Origin of the sequence: Catenuloplanes sp. NPDC051500, assembly GCF_044454585.1 — a bacterium.
Lineage (GTDB): Bacteria > Actinomycetota > Actinomycetes > Mycobacteriales > Micromonosporaceae > Catenuloplanes.
This window is the reverse complement of sequence record NZ_JBITDX010000015.1, coordinates 383-16,768: the sequence shown is the minus strand read 5'-3', so window position 1 is coordinate 16,768 and position 16,386 is coordinate 383. Positions and strand designations below refer to the sequence as shown.

Annotated in this window: 14 protein-coding genes; 8 read left to right on the top strand and 6 right to left on the bottom strand. The window is 70.2% G+C overall.

Going from position 1 to position 16,386, the window contains the following annotated elements; all coding sequences use genetic code 11:
- Positions 1 to 23: 23 nt before the first annotated feature.
- Together ACIA8K_RS26950 and guaB are read right to left on the bottom strand one after the other, a co-directional pair.
- Positions 24 to 1,139 carry a GuaB3 family IMP dehydrogenase-related protein gene (locus tag ACIA8K_RS26950; protein WP_396063983.1) on the bottom strand — a complete coding sequence of 372 codons (1,116 nt, stop codon included), beginning with the start codon at positions 1,137 to 1,139 and terminating at the stop codon, positions 24 to 26.
- A 23-nt stretch (positions 1,140 to 1,162) separates the two neighbouring features.
- On the bottom strand, positions 1,163 to 2,662 hold the full coding sequence (gene guaB / locus ACIA8K_RS26945) for an IMP dehydrogenase (protein ID WP_396063981.1): 1,500 nt from the start codon (positions 2,660 to 2,662) through the stop codon (positions 1,163 to 1,165).
- A 186-nt stretch (positions 2,663 to 2,848) separates the two neighbouring features.
- On the opposite strand from guaB, the gene ACIA8K_RS26940 reads away from it, so the two are divergent.
- Entirely contained in the window at positions 2,849 to 3,247 is a 399-nt protein-coding gene (locus ACIA8K_RS26940) for a DUF5319 domain-containing protein (protein WP_396063979.1), read from the top strand.
- A gap of 42 nt (positions 3,248 to 3,289) precedes the next feature.
- Here the strand turns inward: ACIA8K_RS26940 and ACIA8K_RS26935 are convergent, their stop codons facing one another.
- Positions 3,290 to 4,117 (bottom strand): response regulator transcription factor, encoded by an 828-nt coding sequence (locus ACIA8K_RS26935; protein WP_396063977.1) that lies wholly within the window; start codon positions 4,115 to 4,117, stop codon positions 3,290 to 3,292.
- Positions 4,118 to 4,389: 272 nt separating this feature from the next.
- Here ACIA8K_RS26935 and ACIA8K_RS26930 point away from each other — a divergent pair, with 272 nt between their 5' ends.
- Positions 4,390 to 4,779, top strand: coding sequence for a WhiB family transcriptional regulator (locus ACIA8K_RS26930; RefSeq protein ID WP_396063975.1), 390 nt, complete (start codon positions 4,390 to 4,392; stop codon positions 4,777 to 4,779).
- A 90-nt stretch (positions 4,780 to 4,869) separates the two neighbouring features.
- Here ACIA8K_RS26930 and ACIA8K_RS26925 read toward each other — a convergent pair whose 3' ends face one another.
- The gene (locus ACIA8K_RS26925; protein WP_396064307.1) at positions 4,870 to 6,576 is read right to left on the bottom strand and encodes a molybdopterin-dependent oxidoreductase; all 1,707 of its coding nucleotides are present in this window, start codon (positions 6,574 to 6,576) and stop codon (positions 4,870 to 4,872) included.
- A 170-nt stretch (positions 6,577 to 6,746) separates the two neighbouring features.
- Here ACIA8K_RS26925 and ACIA8K_RS26920 point away from each other — a divergent pair, with 170 nt between their 5' ends.
- The 3 genes from ACIA8K_RS26920 to ACIA8K_RS26910 are packed head-to-tail and all read left to right on the top strand — an operon-like array spanning position 6,747 to position 10,617.
- Positions 6,747 to 7,481 carry an NUDIX hydrolase gene (locus ACIA8K_RS26920; protein ID WP_396063973.1) on the top strand — a complete coding sequence of 245 codons (735 nt, stop codon included), beginning with the start codon at positions 6,747 to 6,749 and terminating at the stop codon, positions 7,479 to 7,481.
- Positions 7,478 to 8,614, top strand: a complete 1,137-nt coding sequence (locus ACIA8K_RS26915) for a 5'-methylthioadenosine/S-adenosylhomocysteine nucleosidase (RefSeq protein ID WP_396063970.1) — start codon at positions 7,478 to 7,480, stop codon at positions 8,612 to 8,614. The genes ACIA8K_RS26920 and ACIA8K_RS26915 overlap by 4 nt, the downstream gene beginning before the upstream one ends.
- On the top strand, positions 8,611 to 10,617 hold the full coding sequence (locus tag ACIA8K_RS26910) for a hypothetical protein (RefSeq protein WP_396063968.1): 2,007 nt from the start codon (positions 8,611 to 8,613) through the stop codon (positions 10,615 to 10,617). Before ACIA8K_RS26915 ends, ACIA8K_RS26910 begins: the two co-directional genes overlap by 4 nt.
- Before the next feature lie 52 nt (positions 10,618 to 10,669).
- Here ACIA8K_RS26910 and groL read toward each other — a convergent pair whose 3' ends face one another.
- Together groL and groES are read right to left on the bottom strand one after the other, a co-directional pair.
- Positions 10,670 to 12,313, bottom strand: coding sequence for a chaperonin GroEL (gene groL / locus ACIA8K_RS26905; protein WP_396063966.1), 1,644 nt, complete (start codon positions 12,311 to 12,313; stop codon positions 10,670 to 10,672).
- A 140-nt stretch (positions 12,314 to 12,453) separates the two neighbouring features.
- Positions 12,454 to 12,768 (bottom strand): co-chaperone GroES, encoded by a 315-nt coding sequence (groES, locus tag ACIA8K_RS26900; RefSeq protein ID WP_396063963.1) that lies wholly within the window; start codon positions 12,766 to 12,768, stop codon positions 12,454 to 12,456.
- A 280-nt stretch (positions 12,769 to 13,048) separates the two neighbouring features.
- On the opposite strand from groES, the gene ACIA8K_RS26895 reads away from it, so the two are divergent.
- The 3 genes from ACIA8K_RS26895 (at position 13,049) to ybaK (ending at position 15,917) form a co-directional block, all read left to right on the top strand.
- A complete protein-coding gene (locus tag ACIA8K_RS26895; RefSeq protein ID WP_396063960.1) occupies positions 13,049 to 14,260 on the top strand; it encodes a methyltransferase domain-containing protein in 1,212 nt (403 codons plus the stop codon).
- Positions 14,261 to 14,328: 68 nt separating this feature from the next.
- Entirely contained in the window at positions 14,329 to 15,405 is a 1,077-nt protein-coding gene (locus ACIA8K_RS26890) for a sugar ABC transporter substrate-binding protein (RefSeq protein WP_396063958.1), read from the top strand.
- Positions 15,406 to 15,428: 23 nt separating this feature from the next.
- Entirely contained in the window at positions 15,429 to 15,917 is a 489-nt protein-coding gene (gene ybaK, locus ACIA8K_RS26885) for a Cys-tRNA(Pro) deacylase (protein WP_396063956.1), read from the top strand.
- The last annotated feature ends 469 nt before the right edge of the window (positions 15,918 to 16,386 follow it).

Here is a 16,386-nt window from a genome sequence, read left to right as displayed (position 1 = left end):
GATCGGAAGCGGCCCCGGGAGGCTCAGTCCAGGACCAGCGAGACCTTCTGGAACTCCTTGAGGTCCCGGTATCCGGTCTTCGCCATCGCCCGGCGCAGGCCGCCGAACAGGTTCAGCTGGCCGCTCGGGTCCGCGGCGGGGCCGTAGAGCAGCGTCTCAAGCGTGCCGAGCGGCGCGTTGGCCGGGCCGAACGAGCCGCGCGGCAGGTTCGGGTGGCTGGCGGAGGAGTGCCACCAGGCGCCCTCGGCGGGCGCCCCCTCGGCCAGGGAGAGCGGCTCGCCGAGCATCACCGCGTCCGCACCGCAGCCGAGCGCCTTGGCGATGTCGCCGGAGGTGGAGATGCCGCCGTCCGCGATCAGGTGGACGTACCGGCCGCCGGTCTCGTCCAGGTAGTCGCGGCGGGCCGCGGCCGCGTCGGCGATCGCGGTGGCCATCGGCACCCGGATGCCGAGCACGGTGTCGGTGGTGGCCCACTCGTCCGCGCCGATGCCCACGATCACGCCGGCCGCGCCGGTGCGCATCAGGTGCAGCGCGGTCTTGTAGTCAGTGCAGCCGCCGACGATGACCGGCAGGTCCAGGTCGGCGATGAACTCCTTGAGGTTCAGCGGCTCGTCAGTGGTGGACACGTGCTCCGCGGAGACCAGCGTGCCCTGGATGACGAGCAGGTCCACGCCCGCGTCCAGGATCACCGGCGCCAGCTGCAGCGTGTGCTGCGGCGACACGCGCACGGCGACTGTCACGCCGCCCTCGCGCATCTGCCGGACGCGCTCACCGATCAGCTCGGGCTTTATCGGCTCGGAGTAGATCTCCTGGAGACGCGGGGTGGCGGACTCGTCCTCGGCCAGCGAGGCGAGCTCGGCGAGCACCTTGGTCGGGTCCTCGTACCGCGTCCACAGTCCCTCCACGTTGAGCACGCCGAGGCCGCCGAGGCGACCCAGCTCGATCGCGGTGGCGGGGCTCATGGTGGCGTCCGACGGGTGCGCCACACAGGGGATCTTGAAGGGGTACGCGTCGAGCTGCCACACCGTCGAGACGTCATCGACGTCCCGGGTGCGGCGGCTCGGCACGATCGCTATGTCGGACAGGTGGTAACCGCGCTGCGCGGTCTTGCCCAGCCCGATCTCGACGACGTCACGCACGGGTCAGCTCCAGCTCAGATTTTTCAGCGACTGTGGTAGTTCGGGGCCTCGACGGTCATCTGGATGTCGTGCGGGTGGCTCTCCTTGAGACCCGCGGAGGTGATCCGGACGAGCTGGCCACGCCGGTGCAGCTCGGCCACGTTCTCCGCACCGACGTAGAACATCGCCTGCCGGAGACCGCCGACCAGCTGGTGCGACACCTGGGCCACAGTGCCCTTGTAGGGAACCTGGCCCTCCACGCCCTCCGGGATCAGCTTGTCGTCGCTTGTCACGTCGGCCTGGAAGTAGCGGTCCTTGGAGTATGACTTGGCCTCCGGGCCGCGGCCCTTCATAGCGCCGAGCGATCCCATCCCCCGGTACGTCTTGAACTGCTTGCCGTTGATGAAGAGCAGGTCGCCCGGGCTCTCCTCGCAGCCGGCCAGCAGGCTGCCGAGCATCACCGTGTCCGCACCGGCGACGAGCGCCTTCGCGATGTCACCCGAGTACTGGATGCCACCGTCGCCGATCACCGGCACGCCGGCCGGGCGGCAGGCGCGGGCGGCCTCCATGATGGCGGTGATCTGCGGCACGCCGACGCCCGCCACGATCCGGGTGGTGCAGATGGCGCCCGGCCCGACGCCGACCTTCACCGCGTCCGCCCCCGCGTCGACAAGCGACTTCGCGCCGGCGTAGGTGGCGATGTTACCGCCCACGATGTCGATCGTGGTGTCCTTCTTGAGCTGCCGGACCATGTCCGCCACCGCGCGGTTGTGGCCGTGGGCGGTGTCCACCATCAGCACGTCGACGCCCGCGTCGACAAGCAGGCGGGCCCGCTTGTAGGCGTCCTCGCCGACGCCGATCGCGGCCGCGACACGCAGCCGGCCCGCGTCGTCCTTCGTGGCGTGCGGGAACTTCTCGGACTTGGTGAAGTCCTTGACCGTGATCAGGCCGCGCAGCACGCCGGCGTCGTCGACGATCGGCAGCTTCTCCACCTTGTGCCGGCTGAGCAGCTCCAGCGCCTGCTCCTTGGTGACGCCGACCGGCGCGGTGACAAGCGGCAGCTTGGTCATCATGTCCCGGACCGGCGTGGCCGGGTCGGTGACGAAGCGCATGTCACGGTTGGTCACGATGCCGACCAGCTTGCCGTCCGCGTCCGCGACCGGGAGGCCGGAGATGCGGAACCGGCCGCAGAGCCGGTCCACGTCGGCGAAGGTGTCCTCCGGGCTGCAGGTCACCGGGTTGGTCACCATGCCGGACTCGGAGCGCTTGACCAGATCGACCTGGCTGGCCTGCTCCTCGGCGGAGAGGTTGCGGTGCAGCACGCCGATGCCGCCCTGCCGGGCCAGGGCGATCGCCATGCGCGCCTCGGTGACGGTGTCCATCCCGGCGGAGACCAGCGGGATGTTGAGCGTCACGTTCCTGGTGAGCTGGGTGACGGTGCGCAGCTGGCTCGGAAGCAGGTCCGACTCACCGGGCTGCAAGAGCACGTCGTCGAAGGTGAGGCCCAACGGCACGGTCTGCTCTACGGACGACGAAAAGTCCACGATTGAAATCCCCTGAGCTTGGACGGCGGCGCGATGGTTCATCGTACCCAGACCCCTGATCGGAGCCCTGCGGTCGCCGCCGAGAACGACGCAGGTCACCCACCTGAGCCCTGTCGATGGCGCCCGGATCACCTTCAGGGGGCGGCGGGCCGACGAAGGAGGGGTGTCTGCCGCTACGGTGGAGGCGTGCACGACGAGCCGATCGACCCCTTCAACGGCGACCCTGTCGACCCGTCTGCGGGCCTGGACGACCTCACCGACGGGGACAACCAGGATCCGCTGACCGAGGCAGAGCGCCAGGACGTGCTGGAAGATCTGGCTGATCTCGAGATCTACCAGGCGCTTCTGGGCCCGATCGGGGTGCGCGGACTCGTGATCGAGTGCGAGGACTGTCACGAGCCGCACTACTTCGACTGGGACCTGCTGCGCGGAAATCTGCGCCATCTGCTGAGCTCCGGGCGCCCGCGGGTGCACGAGCCGGCCTACGACCCGGACCCCGACCACTACGTCACGTGGGAGTACGCGCGTGGTTACGCGGACGGGGTCCACGACACGCTGACCGAGGGCACGGACGACAACGAGTGAAGGGGGCCGGCTTCCGCGCCGGCCCCCTTCACTCGTCACATGTCAGTCGACAAGACCCGCACGGAAGCCGGCGGCCACCGCGTGGGCGCGGTCGCGCGCGCCCAACTTGCGGAACAGCCGCCGCGCGTGGGTCTTGACGGTGTCCTCCGAGACGAACAGCTCGCGGCCGATCTCCGCGTTGCTCTTCCCGTCCGACATCCCGCGCAACACCTGCAGCTCACGCTCGGTGAGCGCGATCCGCCGCACGGCAGGTTCCGGTTCACGCCCGAGATCGGGCTCGTTCGGGCGCCAGCCGCGACCGAGGTCTCCCAGGCCGTCGCCCGGGTCGCCGAAGTCGCCGCGTTGTGACGGCACCACCTGGGTCGGTACCCGGCCCGGCATCATGCCGAGCGCGGACGCGGCGCCCTGTTCGGCTACCGCTCCGGCGGTGGCGCGCACCTGACCGGCGACGGCGGCCTGAGCCGCTCCCGCGCCGGCCGGACGCGCTCCGGCGGGTGGTCTGGTGGGCAGGCAGAGCAGGAGCACCGCCTTGGCCACCACGCTGACCATGTCCTGCTCGGCGCCGCGGATGACGCCTCGGGCACCTGCGGCCACGGTGGCCGCCGCCGCACGGGGGTCTTCGGCGCCGAAGAGCACAATGACGGCTCCGGGGGATCTGGCCAATACTCTCCGTGTAAATCCGACACTGTCGGGCCGGGTGACGGCGGTGTCCGCCAGGACCACGTCGGCAGGCCTCTCGGCCAGCCGCAGCATCGCCTCCGGCTCGGTCACCGCAGTTCGGACGGCTCCGGCCACTCCCAGCCGGGCCGCCGTGGTAGCTACGGCTTGAGCCGCCAGCGGCGTCCGGACGCAAACGAGGACGGTACGCACAGTGATCCTCCTCTCCTCATAGGAGGAGACCACGAACCTGGGGCAGTATTACGCGCTTTCGACGGATAGAAGAGGAAACTTCCGGACAGCTCGCCACGCCGGGGAGCTGCGTGCGAATAACGATTCGATCTGTCACGTGTGAGCACACCTCCCCCTGGGTAGAACGGCCACAGGTCGGATCGGATGCGCCTGATGTGGTCGCCGCCATCATCCGGCTCAACGAGATGAGCCATGTGAGCCGTCGCGCGGCGCCGCGAGGGAGGGTGCTGATGATGTCCAACGTACGCAGACTGCCCGGCCCCATATCCGACCTCTGGGAGTGGCAGCGCCTCGGCAGCTGTCGCGGCCGGGACAGCGCACAGTTCTTCCACCCGGACGGTGAGCGTGGCTCGTCCCGCAACCGCCGGGAGACCAAGGCCAAGCAGGTCTGCGGGGCCTGCCCGGTCCGGGCCGAATGCGCCGCCCACGCTCTCGCCGTCCGTGAGCCCTACGGCGTGTGGGGCGGCTTCAGCGAGTCCGAGCGGCTGCGCCTGCTCGCCGTCGGCTGGGAGGACCTCGCGGACCGCCGGAAGGGCGCTGTCGACGTGGCGCGCCTGGAGGCCCGCCTCGGCACACCCCACCTCAGCACGGTTCCGGCGCAGCGGAGGCCCACCGCGGCCTGAGCCCCCCGTCACTTCCCAGTGAATCTTCACACCCCCGGATACGTCGCGGCGGCGCCCAATGGTTCAGCGGGCGCCGCCTTCACGTTTCCGTCAGTCCGTGACCTGCACCTTCACGGTGTGCCAACCCGTCGCGCCGTCCGGCGCCACCGAGGTCTCCTCCTCCGTCTGCACCGCGCCCGTCGCATCAGTGGCCCGCACCCGCAGCGTGTGATCGCCCGGCGTCGCCTGCCACGGGAACGTCCACTGCCGCCAGGTGTCCGCCGAGACCCCCGCGGCAAGCGTCGCGTCCGACCAGGCGCCGTCGTCCACGCTGACCTCCACCCTCGTCACGCCTGTGTGCTGCGCCCACGCGACGCCGGCCACCGTGACCGGGCCGGGTGCGACATCCCTGTTCCGGCGCGGCGTGTCGATCCGGGACTGCGTCTTGATCGGTCCCCGCGCCGACCAGCCGCGCGGCACCCAGTAGGCGTCGAAGTCGGCGAAGCTTGTCAGCTCGATCTCGGTGATCCACTTGCAGGCGCTGACGTAGCCGTACAGCCCCGGCACCACCATCCGCACCGGGAAACCGTGCTCGATCGGCAGCGGCTCGCCGTTCATCCCCACCGCCAGCAGCGCGTCCCGGCCGTCGCGCAGGAGCCCGGTCGGCGTCCCACAGGTCCAGCCGTCGACCGAGCGGCTGACCACCTGGTCCGCGCCGTCCAGCGGCTGCGCCTCATCAAGCAGATCCTTCACGGGTACGCCGAGCCAGCGCGCGTTCCCGATCAGGTCCGCACCCACCTCGTTCGAGACGCAGGCGAGCGTGACGTACCGCTCGACCATCGGCCGCTGCAGCAACTCGGCCCAGGTGATGGTGATCGGCTTCGCCACCCGTCCGTGGATCCGCAGACTCCACGTCTCCGGGTCGACCTGCGGCACGCTCAGCGCGGTGTCGATCCGGTAGAAGTTCGTGTTGGAGGTCGTGTAGGCGGACAGACCCGGCGCGCCCGGCGGGTCGATACCGGTGGGCAGCGCGGGAGCCGGTGAGGCCGGTCGCGGCAGCGTCACGGCGGCCCGGACCGCTGACACACTCCGACGCGTCGACATCCAGCGCCCGGCGTAGCCGACCACGGCGGCCCCGGCCACGACCAGACCCGCGTTCTTGAGGAAGCGCCGCCGGGCGTCCGGGTCGGTCTCCACGCGCGGGCGGCGAGCCGTGGCCGCGCCGGTCGTGGCGGAGGCGGTCGGCGTGGAGTCAGTCGGCGTGGAGTCGGTCGGCGTGGAGTCATGCGGCGTGGAGTCGGTCGTCGCGGAACCGGTCCGTGGGGAGCGGGCCGGGGCGGAACCGGTCGGCGTGGGGCCGGGGACCAGGCGCAGCAGGAACCAGCCCGCCGCCAGTGCGGCCACCACCGCCACCAGCGACGGAAGCGCCCACGACGCGTCTGCCCCCTCGCGGGTCAGCGCGGCCGCCACCCCGATCACCCCGAACAGCGCCACCCCACCCACGGCATAGGCGAGCGACCGCACCGCAAGCGCCCCGATCCCGGCGGCCGCCAGCGCCAGCAGCACCACGGTCCCCACGATCAGCGCGGTCTTGTCGTGCACGCCGAACACCGCGATCGCCGCGTCCTTCACGCCGGCCGGCACGTGGTCGACAACCACCCCGCCGACCGCCACCACAGGCGCGGACCGCGGCCCGATCAACACGGCCGCCAACTCCGCCACACCAAGCCCGGCCGCGGCCGCCGCCACCCCGGCCAGCGCACCCCACCGTGCGGTCCCGGCAGCGCGCGTCACCGGCACTGGCACCTCAGTCGTCATCGCCACGCCCCCAAGTCTCCCTCGCGCCCCGGCGGCGGCCACGGCGCAAACCATTACGGCTCAAGAACGGAACGGCGCCCGTCCAGCCTTGTTGCGCTCAAAGTCGAGAGTTGGGCCCCATCCTGCGAAAACAACTTACTGTCAGAGTGACAATAAGCTAGCCTGCATCCATGACGACGGATGATTGGGAGCCACCGGCGGTCATGCTGACCGTCGACCTGGTGATCCTCACGCTGCGCGGGACCGGCCTGCAGATCTTGCTGATCGAGCGCGGCGTCGAGCCGTACCGTGGCGCACTCGCCCTGCCCGGCGGCTTCCTTCGATACCTCGGCGAGGACATCGAGGCCGCCGCCCGCCGCGAGCTGTCCGAGGAGGCCGGCCTCGACGACGAGGCACTCCACCTGGAGCAGCTCGGCGTCTACGGCGAACCCGGGCGCGACCCCCGCGGCCGGGTGGTCTCGGTGGCCTATCTGGCGATCGCCCCGCGCCTGCCCGATCCGATCGCCGGCACCGACGCCGCCGACGCCGGCTGGCGCGACGCAAACGCGGTGCTCACCGGCGATCTCCCGCTCGCGTTCGACCATCACCGCATCGTCACGGACGGCGTCGAGCGCGCCCGCACCAAGCTCGAGCACTCCGCGCTCGCCACCGCCTTCTGTGCCGACACCTTCACGATCTCCGAGCTGCAGGAGGTCTACGAGGCCGTCTGGGGCACCCGCCTCGACCCTCGGAACTTCTACCGCAAGGTCCAGCGCACCGACGGCTTCATCATCGCCGACGGCCCCACCCGCAAGACCGACACCGGCCGCCCCGCCCGCCTCTTCCGCGCGGGCCCCCGCAAGGTTCTCCACCCACCGATGGTCCGCACCCCCGACCCCGCCCTCACGAAGGGAAATGACGAATGAGCGCCACCCCGATCGTGATCCTCACCGCGTTGAACCTCGAGTACCAGGCGGTTCGCCATCACCTGACCGACATCGAGACGCAAGCACACGATGCAGGCACGCTGTTCGAGATCGGCCGGCTCCCCAGCGGCGGCCGGGCCGTGCTCTGTCTCGTCGGCAAGGGCAACCAGTCCGCCGCCGTACTCACCGAGCGGGCGATCTCCCTGTTCGCGCCGTCCGCCGTTCTGTTCGTCGGCGTGGCGGGCGGGCTCTATCCCAGCGTCAAACTCGGTGACGTGGTGGTGGCCACCCGGGTGTACGCCTACCACGGCGGTACCAGCGAGGACGACGGCATGAAGGCCCGCCCGCGCGCCTGGGACATCCCGCACGCGGCCGAGCAGGTCGCTCAACGCCTGGAGCGGACCGGCGAGTGGACGCGCAACCTCCCACGCGGCGCGGACGTGCCCACCGTGCGCTTCGCGCCGATCGCTGCCGGCGAGGTCGTGCAGGACTCGGCGACCTCGGCACACGCCCGCTGGGTCCGCGACCACTACAACGACGCGCTGGCGATCGAGATGGAGGGTGCCGGGGTCGTACACGCCGCGGCACTCAACAGCGCGCTGCCCGGCATCGTGGTGCGCGGCATCAGCGACCGGGCGGACGGTACCAAGCAGAACACGGACGGGCAGCGCTGGCAGCCACGCGCGGCGGCGAACGCTGCGGCGTTCGCGATCGCGCTCGCCGACGGCCTCGGCCTCGGCCTGACCGGAGGCAACAGCCGGAAACCACGCACCGACAGCCCGAGGAGCACGCCGATGCTGGGATCGAACCAGAACATCGCCAGGGGGAACGCGCACGTCGGCGTGCAGGCCGGCATCATCCACGGCGATGTCCACCAGTCGTTCGGCGCCAGCGGGCCGGACAGCCTGCCCGACCGGCTCGATGCGCTTCGCGTCCAGTTGCAGCGGGCACGGGCGGACGACCGGCTGGACGAGGAGACCTACAAGGCCGCGGAGGCGGAGCTCACCATCGCCGCCGAGAACCGTGGCACTGCGCTGGTCGCACTGAAGCGGTTGCGCGGCCTGGTCATCGATCTGGCCGACCTCGCCGCCGGCGTGGCAGCGGTCATAGCGCTCGTGCAGGCGCTGTCATGAGCTTCCTCGGCGCCAACAGCAACAGCGCTGACGGGCCCGTCGATGTGCAGGCCGGCGTGGTGCTGGGCGACATCGTGCACACGGAGAACAACACCTACAACGTTCCGCCAGGCGCATCGCCCGCGGAACGATTCGAGATCGGCTTGAGCTATCTCGCGGGTGGTGTGCCGTCGAAGGCCCAGGAGGTGATCGAGGAGGCGATGGCCGCCGGTCACCGCACCAGCCGAGTCCGGTTCTACTGGGTGCTCGCGATGCTGAGCGGCCGGACCCTGAGCCAGCTCACGGACGAGGATGAGACGCGGCTGCAACGCGCACTGGACTGGCCACGGCTGCACGCCGACGACGAGTGGGTCGAGGGACTCCGGGTCATCGAGCGTTTCCTTACCGCGATGGACACGCCGAAGGATGATCCGCAGACCGCCGTGAAGGCGTTCGACGAACTGCCGGACACCCAGCGCAAAGCGATCCTGCGTCACCTCGAACTGTTCCTCAAGGACAACATCCAGGACGCGATGTGGCAACGGGCGCTGGCCCAGGCGCGGGAGGATCAGACCGCAGGCGACCGCAGCAACCGCGTGTGGATCTATTTTCAGCCCCGTCCTCGGCGCCCTCGGGCAGCGACTCCAGTGCCCGAATCCACCACGGCTCAGGACTGGGCCATCGCATGGGCCGCTAGCGTCGCGTTCCTCGCCGCCACCGCTTGTCTCGGCTTGCTCGTGGTGCTGTCCGGCAGCGTCACGGCGATGCTCGCCGCGCTCATGGGCGCGGCGAGCATCGTTCTGATGGCCCGCGACGGCGTGGAGTGGCGCTTTCGCTCCGAACGGCTGCGGGCCAAGGATGTTGAGCATCAGGTATACATGCAGCCCACGCAGGCGACGCCGGAAAGCGGTTTTGCCGATGCCGTCGACCGGCTCTTCTGGCGTTACGTGCACCGGTACCGGCCCCGGGACGTCGACAAGGACGAGTGGATCACGCAGATGTCGGGTGTGCACCGCACCATCCGCGACCAGATCGTCACGTCGTTCCGGGACTCACCGGTGCGGGCGGAGGAGATCGCCTGGCTGATCCGTCATCGCATCTCCGACGCACGTGCCCGGTGGCACCACGGCACGTTGCTGGCTTATCGCGAGCAGCTCAGGATGCCGCTGGCCAAGCGTGCGCTGGTGATAGTGAGCGCGGCCGTCCTCGCCGGTAGCACCGTGTGGGTCGTTCCGGCCGCCTTCGGCCACGCTCCGATAGAGACCTCCGCCGTCGTCTTGATCATGCTGATCACCGCTCGGATCGCCGGCGGCGGCTGGCTGAAGATCAAGATCGAGCAGCGCCGGTACGCGGCAGACTTGGACGAGGCCGCGGCACGCCTTCGTACAGATGAAGAGGCTTTTGCCCGATGGGCCGCCAAACTCGCGCGACGGCCCACCGACCGGGAGATGGCGACGTGGCTGGACTGCGACCGCCGCATCCTTATGAACCGGGCGATGCAGCACTACAACCTGGCGCCGCGGCACGTCATCGCCAGCGCGTTCATCGCCGGCGCAGGCAAGCCCGCCCAGCGCGCGAGGCTCCGGAACGGCCCATGGCGGTACTCGCGCTACCGGATCCTGGTGTTCCTGCTAACCGAGGACGGGGTTCGGCAGATGGCCGCAGATCTTGACTTCATCACGGCCGACATCGAGAGCCGGAACCGCACGAACTACCGCTACGAAGCGGTCGCCTCGGTACATGTCACGGAGGCGAACCGCGCCCGGCCCACCTTCCGGCTAACACTGCTGAACGGCGAGCCCATCGACGTGGAGGTGACCGAGGCCGACCTGCTCTCGCCGGAGATCCGCCCCGACTCGCGCGTCGCGGACATGGTGTCGCTGGACTCGACCGGGCTGACGAACACCCTGCACGTCCTGGAGGGAATCGCCGCGGAGGGCAAGCAGTGGGTCCATCTCGACCGGCGGCGTCGCGGCAACCGGATCTCCGTATTGAAGAAGACGATCGACACCTTGATGCGGTGATACGAAAAAGCCCCGGAGCCGTGGAGACTCCGGGGCGTTTCGTAACGACGGGTCAGAAGCCCGGGCCGTGCTGGTGGCCGTGGCCGTGGCCGTGTCCACCGCCGGCGGCGGCGGGCTCGGCCTCGACCGGCTTCTCGACGACCAGGGTCTCGGTCGTGAGGAGGAGGCCGGCGATCGAGACGGCGTTGGCGACCGCGCTGCGGGTCACCTTGACCGGGTCGATGATGCCGGCCGCGGCCAGGTCGACGTACTCGTCGGTGGCCGCGTTCAGGCCGGTGCCCCACTCGGAGGCGCGGACCTTGTTGACCACCACGTAGCCGTCGTGGCCGGCGTTCTGCGCGATCCAGCGCAGCGGCTCGTCGAGCGCCTTGCGGAGGATCTTGATGCCGGTGGCCTCGTCGCCGGTGAAGCCGAGGTCGCCGTCGAGCACGGTGGCGATCTGGGCCAGCGCGGCGCCGCCGCCGGGGACGGTGCCCTCCTCGACCGCGGCCTTGGTGGCAGCGATCGCGTCCTCGATGCGGTGCTTGCGCTCCTTCATCTCGACCTCGGTCGCGCCGCCGGCCTTGATCACCGCGATGCCGCCGGACAGCTTCGCGAGGCGCTCGGCGAGCTTCTCGCGGTCCCAGTCGGAGTCGGTGGCCTCGATCTCCTTCTTGATCTGGGAGACCCGGTCGGCGACCTCGGCGGAGTTGCCGCCGCCGTCGACGATCGTGGTGTTCTCCTTGTCGACGACCACGCGGCGCGCGGTGCCGAGCTGGGAGATCGTGGTCTGGTCGAGCTTGTAGCCGAGCTCGGGGGCGATCAGCTCCGCACCTGTGGAGACCGCGATGTCCTGCAGCATGGCCTTACGGCGGTCGCCGAAGCCAGGCGCCTTCACCGCGGCGACCTTGAAGGTCTTCCGGAGCGCGTTGACGACGAGCGTCGCGAGCGCCTGGCCCTCGACGTCCTCCGCGATGATCAGCAGCGGCTTGCTGTCCTGCAGGACCTTCTCCAGGACCGGCAGGATCTCCTCGACGGTGGAGATCTTCGAGGTGGTGATGAGGATGTACGGGTCCTCGAGCACCACTTCCTGCGACTCGGCGTCGGTCACGAAGTTCGGCGAGACGAAGCCCTTGTCGAACTGCAGGCCCTCGGTGATGTCCAGCTCGGTGGCGAGCGTGGAGCCTTCCTCGATGGTGATGACACCGTCGCGGCCGACCCGGTCCATCGCCTCGGCGATCAGCTCGCCGATCGTGGCGTCCTGCGCGGACACGGTCGCGACGTGCGCGATCGCCTTGTGGTCCGCGACCTCGACGGCCTTCGCGATCAGCGCGTCGGAGACGGCCTTGACGCCCGCGTCCAGACCGCGCTTGATGCCGGCCGGGTTGGCGCCGGCCGTCAGGTTGCGGATGCCCTCGCGGACCAGCGCCTGAGCCAGCACTGTCGCGGTGGTGGTCCCGTCACCGGCGACGTCGTTGGTCTTGGTCGCCACCTCCTTGACGAGCTGCGCGCCGAGGTTCTCGTACGGGTTGGTGAGCTCGATCTCCTTGGCGATGGTGACGCCGTCGTTGGTGATCGTCGGAGCGCCGAACTTCTTGTCCAGCACGACGTTGCGTCCGCGCGGCCCGAGCGTGACCTTCACGGTGTCCGCGAGCGCGTTGACACCGTGTTCGAGCAGGTGGCGGGCGTCATCCGAGAAGCTCAGGATCTTCGCCATTGTTGTCCCTTCACGGACGTGGAAACTGCGGTCACGCCGACGGGCGCGAAGCCGCTGTGGAACCGTCTATAACCGCAGTCAGCCCCGGCGCCCGCGAACGGGACCCGGGGCTGGCCGCGAAAAAACCTGGTACTTCTAGATCACTTCTCGATGACGGCGAGCACGTCGCGCGCGGAGAGCACGAGGTACTCGGCGCCGGCGTACTTGACCTCGGTGCCGCCGTACTTCGAGTAGATGACGGTGTCACCGACGCTCACGTCAACCGGGATGCGGTTGCCACTGTCGTCGACGCGGCCGGGGCCGACGGCGACGACGGTCCCCTCCTGCGGCTTCTCCTTGGCGGTGTCGGGGATCACGATGCCGGACGCAGTGGTGGTCTCGGCCTCGTTGGCCTGGACGAGGATGCGGTCCTCGAGCGGCTTGATCGCAACCTTGGTCGCGGTAGTCACGGGCATACCCTCCTGGGGTACTTGTGTCGTTACCGGCCGCGCGCACGCGGGCGCGCACCGGCCGGAGTCAATCTGCCTCATGCCACCTTGCGGGCCGTCGTCGCGGGTGCCGGACCGCCAGGCGTTGCCTCCAGAAGAGGCGGGTTGCCCCCGGACCAGGTCCGGAAGCTGGCACCCGCCCATGGCGAGTGCTAACGGAAGGTTATTCCGGCGGCTAGCACTCCGTCAAGGAGAGTGCCAACACCCCGCGCGCCGCGGCCCCTTCCGGCGGCCGGAGGATGGGGGCGTGGAGCCGGACCTGTTGCGCACCCCCGAGGGAGAGGCCGCGCTGACCGCGGCCGCGGCGGCGGACGGCGGTGACCTGCTGGCCGCGGCCGCCGGGCTGCGCCGCGCCGGATTCCCACCGGACCTGGCCTCGGCCGCACTCACCCAGGTCGAGCTGCGCCGGAAGGCGGTCCTGAAGTTCGGCGCGGACGCGGAGGTCATGTTCTTCACCCGGGCCGGGCTGGAGCAGGCCACCCGCGCGACAGTGGCCGCGCGCCGGGCGGCACGGCTGCACGACGCGGGCGTGCGCGTGCTGGCCGACCTCGGCTGCGGGCTCGGCGCGGACGCGATCGCGGCGGCGAGGAAGGGCATCCGGGTGCACGCCGTGGAGGCCGACCCGCACACCGCCGCACTGACCAGGGCGAACGTGGCGGCACTGAAGCTCGACCATCTGATCACCGTGACCACCGGGGACGCCACCGAGGCGGACCTGAGCGACGTGGACGCGGTCTTCTGCGACCCGGCCCGGCGCGCCTCGAAGACCGGCAGGCGCGTCTTCGACCCGGCGTCGTTCTCGCCGCCGTGGGACTTCGTGGCCGGGCTGGCCACGCGGGTGCCGCGTACCGTGCTCAAGCTCGCGCCCGGAATCGACCACGCGCTGATCCCGGCCGGCGCGGAGGCGGAGTGGGTGAGCGTGGGCGGCGACGTGGTGGAGGCCGCGTTCTGGTGCGGGCCGCTGGCCGGAGTGCCGCGCCGGGCCACTGTGCTGCCGGGCACCCCCGGAACCACCGCGCTGCCGGGCACCACCGCACTGACCGGCGACGCGGACGTCCCCGCGCGGGTCGGCGGCGTCCGGCGGTACGTCTACGACCCGGACGGCGCGGTGGTGCGCGCGCACCTGGTGGCCGCGTTCGCGGACCGGGTCGGCGGTGTGCTCGCCGACCCCGAGATCGCCTACGTCTACGCCGACGCCCCGGCGCCTACCGGTTTCGGCAGGTGCCTGGAGGTGCTCGACACCATGCCGTTCTCGCTGAAGCGGCTGCGCGCGGAGATGCGCCGCCGTGCGGTGGGCCGGGTGGAGATCCTCAAGCGGGGCTCCGCGCTCGACGTCCAGCAACTCCGCAAGGATCTGCGGTTGAGCGGGCCGGAGGGCCTGTCGCTGGTGCTCACCCGGGTGGCCGGCGCGCCCGTGACATTGCTCTGCCGACCCGTACCCCCGGGGAACTTGTCCTGATCTGCCCCGATAGGGGTCTCGGGCCGGGCATAGTGGATGTGTTCCACCGCAGAGGAAAGGGCCCCCGTATGCGCCGCGGTCTCGCCACGCTCACCGCCGCCGTGCTCACGGCCGGTTCGCTCACGGCCTGCGGAGGTGACGACGCAGGCGATGCCCCCGTGCCGAAGATCGGCGTGATCCTGCCGGACAGCGCCACCTCCGACCGCTGGGAGACCGCGGACCGGAAGTTCCTGGAGAGCGCGTTCCAGAAGGCGGGCATCCAGTTCGACATCCAGAACGCGCAGGGCGACAAGTCCGCGTTCCAGGCCATCGCCGATCAGCAGATCACAAACGGCGCCACGGTTCTCATGATCGCCAACCTGGACTCCGGCACCGGCAAGGCCGTCCTGGACAAGGCGAAAGCGGAGGGCGTGGCCACGATCGACTACGACCGGCTGACGCTCGGCGGGAGCGCGGAGTACTACGTCAGCTTCGACAACACCCAGGTCGGCAAGCTGCAGGGCGACGGACTGGCGACCTGCCTGACCAAGCTGAAGGCGCAGAAGCCGATCGTCGCGGAGCTGCACGGCTCCCCCACCGACAACAACGCCACGCTGTTCAAAGAGGGCTACGAATCGGTGCTGAACCCGCTCTACGCGAACGGCACCTACGTCAAGGGCCCGGACCAGGCCGTGCCGGACTGGGACAGCGTGCAGGCGGGAACGCTCTTCGAGCAGATGCTCACCCAGAGCCCCAAGATCGGCGGCGTGCTCGCGGCGAACGACGGCATCGGCAACGCGGTGATCACGGTCCTGAAGAAGAACAAGCTCAACGGCAAGGTGCCGGTCACCGGCCAGGACGCGGACGTGACAGGCCTGCAGAACATCCTCGCCGGCGACCAGTGCATGACCGTCTACAAGGCGATCAAGACGGAGGCGAGCGCGGCCGCCGAGCTGGCGATCTCGCTGGCCAAGGGCGAACGCAAGGACGTCACCGGCTCGGTCGTCGACCCGCAGACCCAGCGCAAGGTGCCGTCCGTACTGCTGCCCCCGCAGGCGATCTTTCAGGCAGACGTGAAGACCGTGGTGGACGACGGCTTCGTCACCCGCGACGAGCTGTGCACCGAGGTCTACGCGGACGCGTGCAAACAGTTCGGCATCGAGTGAGCCCTGGCGCTAGTCTCGCTCCCGTGGCGAAGAAGGCTGGCGGCGGCACACCCGCGACGACGCTGCTCACCCGGCAGAAGATCGCGTTCACCGCGCACACGTACGAGGTCGACCCGAAAGCCACGTCCTACGGCGAGGCGGCCGCCGCCGCGCTCGGCGTGGCACCGACCCGGCTCTTCAAGACGCTTGTCGCCACCGTGGACGGGCAGCTGGCCGTGGGCGTGGTGCCGGTCTCCGCCTCACTCGACCTGAAGGCGCTCGCCGCCGCGCTCGGCGGTAAGCGTGCCGCGATGGCCGATCCCGCCGCCGCCGAACGCGCCACCGGCTACGTCACCGGCGGCATCTCCCCCTTCGGCCAGCGCTCCCGCCTCCCAATCGTGGTCGACGCGTCCGCCGAAGGGCAGGAGACCGTCTTCGTGTCCGGCGGCCGCCGCGGCATGCAGGTCGAGGTCGCGCCGGCCGCATTCACCGAGGCCGCCGACGCGATCTTCGCCCCCATCGCCACCTCCTGAACCGCGGCGGCACTGCCGAACCAAGATCCAACCCATTTTCCCACTCTGTGGGCGGTTACGCCCGCATGCTCCCGCGGGCACCGGTCGTCGCCAAGGCTCCTCCCTGCGGGATCCGCGGGCGGCCGGGAAAGGCAAACCACTCCCCCGCACGAGCCTGAGTTAATCTTTACGCAGGCGCGGCGAGGTCGCACGTCACCGACCTGCCGAACCGCGCGACACTCGGTTCGGTGTTGCGCGCCACCATCCGCGGGCCCGGTCCATCTCACGGCCGAATCCGATATCTCATCTTAATTCCGGCGTCGATAGTCGTCCTTGGAATGCATTGAAGATCGTTGTTGCGCTGACGGTTCTTTCGGGCGCGCGAAAAGGACCGTCAGCGCAACAACGATCTTGACGTCCGTCGGATTGGGATCGCCGAGGGTGTGGCATTGCCGGCCTAGGCCACGGGGGGGGGGCCGACGCCAGCCCT

Excerpts from the sequence above, each read along its gene's own strand:
- ACIA8K_RS26910 (WP_396063968.1), top strand. The coding sequence starts at position 8,611 with ATGAGCTTCCTCGGCGCCAACAGCAACAGCGCTGACGGGCCCGTCGAT.
- groL (WP_396063966.1), bottom strand. The coding sequence starts at position 12,313 with ATGGCGAAGATCCTGAGCTTCTCGGATGACGCCCGCCACCTGCTCGAA.
- ACIA8K_RS26915 (WP_396063970.1), top strand. The coding sequence starts at position 7,478 with ATGAGCGCCACCCCGATCGTGATCCTCACCGCGTTGAACCTCGAGTAC.
- ACIA8K_RS26890 (WP_396063958.1), top strand. The coding sequence starts at position 14,329 with ATGCGCCGCGGTCTCGCCACGCTCACCGCCGCCGTGCTCACGGCCGGT.
- ACIA8K_RS26930 (WP_396063975.1), top strand. The coding sequence starts at position 4,390 with ATGTCCAACGTACGCAGACTGCCCGGCCCCATATCCGACCTCTGGGAG.
- ACIA8K_RS26920 (WP_396063973.1), top strand. The coding sequence starts at position 6,747 with ATGACGACGGATGATTGGGAGCCACCGGCGGTCATGCTGACCGTCGAC.
- ACIA8K_RS26925 (WP_396064307.1), bottom strand. The coding sequence starts at position 6,576 with ATGACGACTGAGGTGCCAGTGCCGGTGACGCGCGCTGCCGGGACCGCA.
- groES (WP_396063963.1), bottom strand. The coding sequence starts at position 12,768 with ATGCCCGTGACTACCGCGACCAAGGTTGCGATCAAGCCGCTCGAGGAC.